Source organism: Gryllotalpicola sp. CP2-P1, assembly GCF_057512245.1.
Genome location: NZ_JBLRDT010000202.1, coordinates 1 through 4,615, shown reverse-complemented (window position 1 = coordinate 4,615; position 4,615 = coordinate 1). Strand labels below are relative to the sequence as shown.

Here is a 4,615-nt window from a genome sequence, read left to right as displayed (position 1 = left end):
CTACGGAGTGGTGACGCGCGGGTCGGTGCAGAACGAGGGCCAGCCCGGCGGCTTCGCGCTCGCCTACCGCGTGCTGGCCGAGTTCGAGCAGACGGGCCACGTGCGCCGTGGCTACTTCATCGAGACGCTCGGCGCGGCGCAGTTCGCGAGCTCGCCAACCGTCGACCGCCTGCGCGGATTCACGGCGGATGCCACGGCCGAGCCCCCATTGAACGCGGTGGCGCTGGCGGCGACCGACCCCGCGAACCCGTATGGCGCGGCGCTGCCGTGGCCCGATCCGCCGCTGACCGCCGAGGGCGTCTCAGGCCATCGCGCGGGCCGCAAGGCCGGGGCGCTCGTCGCCCTGGTGGACGGCGCACTCGTGCTGTACATCGAGCGCGGTGGGAAGACGGTGCTCGCGTTCAGCGACGAGCCCGCTGTGCTGGGCGCAGCGGCGGCAGCAGTGGCGCAGCTCGTGCGCCGTGGCGGCACCGACCGGCTCGCGATCGAGTCGGCGAACGGGGCGTTCGTGCTCGGAACCTCGCTGGGCGAGGCCCTGGCGGCGGCCGGTTTCAGCGAGACGCCGCGTGGGTTGCGGCTGCGGTACTGACGGCCGTCAGACCGTGATGCTCAGGGCGCGGATCAGTCCGTCGGGCGTCAGCTCGAACGCGTAGCGCAGCTCGACGCGACCGCCGGGGAAGTCGCCTTCGAGAACATTCACGACGAGCGCGGTCTCGCCGGTCTGCTCGGCCGATACCCGCGTGGTGGTGAAGGTGAACTCGCTGGCGGCGCCGGTCAGCCAGCCGAGGATCTCGGCGCGGCCGCGATAGCGGCGACCGTCATCGGCGACCACGGCGTCGGGCGCGAACACGTCGATGACCGCGGCTTTGTCGGTGCCGGCCATGAGGTCGAAGTAGCGCGTGATCACCGGTGCGACGGCGTTCGAGGGGTGGGCGGCGGCGTGGGCGAATTCGTTCATCGCCCGAGCCTCGCGCTTCCCCTTAGGGGAAGGTCAAGCCGACAGGGCCGCCTCAACGCGCGGTGCGGAAGATCGGCCAGCCGACCTCGGTCACTGTGCCGAGGTAGGTCTCGCGGATCGGCCCGTCAATGCCCATCTCATGCTCGGCGACGTACGCGCCCAGACGCCCGTAGGTCTGCGCCATCGTGGCATCGGGCCCGCGGTGGGCGACGATCGCCAGTTCGACGGCGGGCAGTAGTTCGGCGCGCGCCCGAGTCGGCCCGATCGTCGCGTCGTCGAGTCCCTCGAGAGTCGCCACCGGGGTGAACACCGTCGCCTCGCCGCGCTCGTCGAGCACGAGCCGGGTGTCCCAGATGCCGCCGCGCGCGCCGGCCGCTTCGGCGCCGCATGCGTCGATCGCAGCATCCAGCTCGCTCATCGCCGCGTCGTACCACGGGCCGAGCTCGCTGAGTTCGATCGTCTCGCGGATGGCCAGCACGGGCATCGGGGGAACGCTGCGGTGCTCGACCTGTCGTTCCGCGGAGGGCTCGCTGAGCAGCCCGCGCAGCGATAGCACCGCTGAGCGAGTCGCCTCGAGCCGCGCCTCCAGCCGCTCGAGATGGTCGGCGATCAGTGCGTTGCGCGCCGCGACATCAGCTCGGAGGATCTCGCGGATCGTGTCGACCGGAACCTCGAGCGAGCGCAGCTGGCGGATGATCTGCGCGGTGACGATCTGCTCTGCCGCATACAGCCGGTAGCCGTTGACCGCGCCGACCTCGGCGGGCTCGAGCAGGCCGACCTGGTGATAGAACCGCAGCGCCTTGGCGCTCAGGCGGGTCGCGCGCGCGAAGTCGCCGATGGTCATCAAGGAGGTCACGACAGCATCTTCAATGGGATGCCTGGGAGCGCGTCGTCGTGAGGGGTGCCCTGAAGGCCGATCGATCAGCCCAGGGGCGAGGCGAGGATCTGCGCGACGGCGTCGGCGACAGTCGCAGCGATGACGTCGGGTCGCGACTGCGCCTGTGGCTGCGCCTGCGGCTCCGTTGAGATCCACGCAGTAAGCAGGCCGCAGGCGGACCCGCCATCGATGTCGTGCTCGAGGCTGTCGCCGATCATCCAACCGTCAAGCGGGCAGTGAAGTCGCGCGGCGAGCGCGTGGAAGATCGCCGGGTCAGGCTTGCGAGCGCCGACTTCTGAGGAGATCGCCCAGCCGTCGACGAGCGCCGCGAGTCCAGTGGATCGGATCTTCCCCAACTGATTGTCGGCCGTCCCGTTAGTGACGATTCCGATGGTCCATCCCGCATCGCGGAGGCGCGACAAGGCGACTTTGTCCTCATTCGCGCAGGTGACCAGCTGAGGCATCCGCTGCCGATATGAATCCCATAATTCGCGCCCGGAAGCCGGCAGCGACCATTCAGAAGAGATGTGATCGAAGACGGCGTCCTTCGGGACGCGCTCCGCCAGCGCGAACGCGATCGACGCAGTCGATTCAGCCGGGAGGCGCCACTCAGCGACGAACTCTGACGCCCAGATTCGAGCGGCACGAGCTTGATCGACGAGAGTCCCGTCGAGATCGATTGCTGCAAGCGGCACACGACGACGCTATCGCTCGCTGTCTGCAGTGCTGAGCCGGAACATGGCCTGTGGAGAAGTATGCAGACGCAACTGATCTGTGGATATCTGTTCGATAGTAGCTATGGCTTTTTCCGCTTCTGGCTCGTATACTCATTCCATGTCAGAAGTCGGGTCCGCCGCATGCGGGGCGCTGTCGCGCCTGAGCGCTGCACTTCCGGTCGACCCTGCCACCCTCAGCGACGGGCAATTGGTGCGGCTCGCGGAAGATCTTGCCGCGGCCCACCGACACCTGGGCGCGCTCGACCTTGCCGTTGCCGGCGAGGTGGAGCGGCGCTCCGACCCCGAGTCGCCCAGCTCCTTGGCGAGGCGCCTGGGATTCAAGACCGCGGCGGCCGCCCTGCAGAACCTGACGAAGTCCTCAGGCAAGGAGGCCCAGAAGCTCGTCACCCAGGTCACCGATCTGAAGCAGCTTCCTGCCGTCGAGGCCGCCGTGCTCGACGGTCGCATCGGTCGAGACGCCGCAGCAGCAATCAGCGGAGAGCTGAAGAGGGCCGCCGCCACCGCTGATACGGCGGAGCTCACAACCGCGCAGACCGAGCTGGTCGAACTCGCGGTGGCCGCGGACGCAGACGAGGTAAAGGCGAGGGCCGCCGAGACAGCCGCGCGACTGTCTGTCCACATGGTGGAAGACGCGGCGAGGAAGGCCATGAAAGAGCGGTACTTCTGGGTCGGCCCCACGGTCGACGGTGTCGCGAAGGTGTCCGGGCTGCTGCCCGCCGGGCACGCTGCCGTGGTGCGGGGCCTGTTCGACGCGTTCGTGAACCCGAAGGGGAAGAAGACCGTCGCGTTCCAGCCCGCGGACCACGGTGGAAGCGAGAGGGCGCCGAGTGACGAGCGCACGGCCGGGCAGAAGCGCGCCGACCTGCTGCGAGACGTGTGCGCCAGTCAGGCTCGCTCCGCGGAATCTCCCGACATGGGCGGGGACCACCCCACCGTGTGGCTCTCGACCACCGTCGCAGAACTCCATTCGGGCACCGGGCTCGCCTTCTATGCCGGAACAGCAGAGCCGGTCCCCGTCGCTGAAGCGGCACAAGCCGCTTGCACCGGCGGCAGCCAGACGGTCGTTTTCGCCCCCGACGGCGATGTGCTGCGGCTCGGCCGTGACGTTCGCGGGTTCACCAAACGGCAACGCCGCGCCATCGCCCTGCGCGATGGCGGCACCTGCCTCATACGCGGCTGCACCGTGCCCGCCCAGTGGTGCGAAGTCCACCACGTCGTCTCTTACAAAGACGGCGGGCCGACCGACGTGTGCAACGGCGTCTTGCTGTGCTGGTATCACCATCACAACATCGACAGCGGCCCCTGGCACATCAGAATGCGCAACGGCACCCCCGAAGTCCGCTACGCCGCCGCCGGAAAGGCCCTCGACTGGCAGCCCACCGGCGACGGCGCCGCAACGCGCATCAGAGCCGGCGCGCCATCCGGAGCACCACCCGGAGCACCACCCAACGACTGAGACGCCGGACCGGGTGGCGCCACGAGGAGCGCCACCCGGCGACGAAGACAACCCGGCGCCGGGCGAGGGGTGGCCGGTCAGGCGGATGCGGGCGCGGGGCGGCCGGTCAGGCCGTTGCGGGTGCGTCCAGATCGGCCAAGTCGAGCACGAAGCGGTAGCGCACGTCGCCGCGCTCCAACCGGTCGAGCGCCGTCGCGACCTCGGCCGACGGCACCAGCTCGATATCCGCCGTGATGCCGTACTCAGCGGCGAACGCAAGCATCTCGGCCGTTCCCCGGCGACCGCCCGTGCCCGACGACGTCAGCTTCCGGCGACCGCGGGTCAGCAGCATGAGCGGCACCTCCGTAGGCATCGGCAAGCCGACCACACTGAGCGTTCCGTCGAGACCGAGCAGCCCGATGAGCGGGGCGAGGTCGTGCGGAGCCGAGATCGTGTCGAGGATGAAGTCGAATCGACCGGATGCCTGAGCCAGCTGCGCCTCGTCGGTGGTGTCGAGCAGCCCGACCGCACCCAGTGCGCGCGCGTCGTCGCCCTTGCCAGGCGTGCGGCTCAGCACCGTGACCTCGGCGCCGAGCGCCGCCGCGAAC

General features: G+C 69.5%; 6 protein-coding genes. 2 read left to right on the top strand and 4 right to left on the bottom strand.

Annotated elements, in window-relative coordinates:
- A partial coding sequence (locus ACM2XV_RS12700) for an Lhr family helicase (protein ID WP_487027187.1) occupies positions 1 to 589 on the top strand: 589 nt, incomplete at its 5' end.
- Positions 590 to 595: 6 nt separating this feature from the next.
- Here the strand turns inward: ACM2XV_RS12700 and ACM2XV_RS12695 are convergent.
- From ACM2XV_RS12695 to ACM2XV_RS12685, 3 genes are all read right to left on the bottom strand, one after another.
- Positions 596 to 958: a nuclear transport factor 2 family protein gene (locus tag ACM2XV_RS12695; RefSeq protein WP_344776510.1), complete on the bottom strand. Its 363-nt coding sequence runs from the start codon at positions 956 to 958 to the stop codon at positions 596 to 598.
- Between the two features lie 52 nt (positions 959 to 1,010).
- The gene (locus ACM2XV_RS12690; protein ID WP_487027186.1) at positions 1,011 to 1,814 is read right to left on the bottom strand and encodes a MerR family transcriptional regulator; all 804 of its coding nucleotides are present in this window, start codon (positions 1,812 to 1,814) and stop codon (positions 1,011 to 1,013) included.
- A gap of 65 nt (positions 1,815 to 1,879) precedes the next feature.
- Positions 1,880 to 2,530: an HAD family hydrolase gene (locus ACM2XV_RS12685; RefSeq protein WP_487027185.1), complete on the bottom strand. Its 651-nt coding sequence runs from the start codon at positions 2,528 to 2,530 to the stop codon at positions 1,880 to 1,882.
- A 103-nt stretch (positions 2,531 to 2,633) separates the two neighbouring features.
- Between ACM2XV_RS12685 and ACM2XV_RS12680 the strand changes: the two genes are divergently transcribed.
- On the top strand, positions 2,634 to 4,028 hold the full coding sequence (locus tag ACM2XV_RS12680) for an HNH endonuclease (RefSeq protein WP_487027184.1): 1,395 nt from the start codon (positions 2,634 to 2,636) through the stop codon (positions 4,026 to 4,028).
- 106 nt (positions 4,029 to 4,134) lie between these two features.
- Here ACM2XV_RS12680 and ACM2XV_RS12675 read toward each other — a convergent pair.
- Positions 4,135 to 4,615, bottom strand: a 481-nt coding sequence (locus ACM2XV_RS12675; RefSeq protein WP_487027183.1) for a zinc-binding dehydrogenase, incomplete at its 5' end; no start/stop codon positions are given.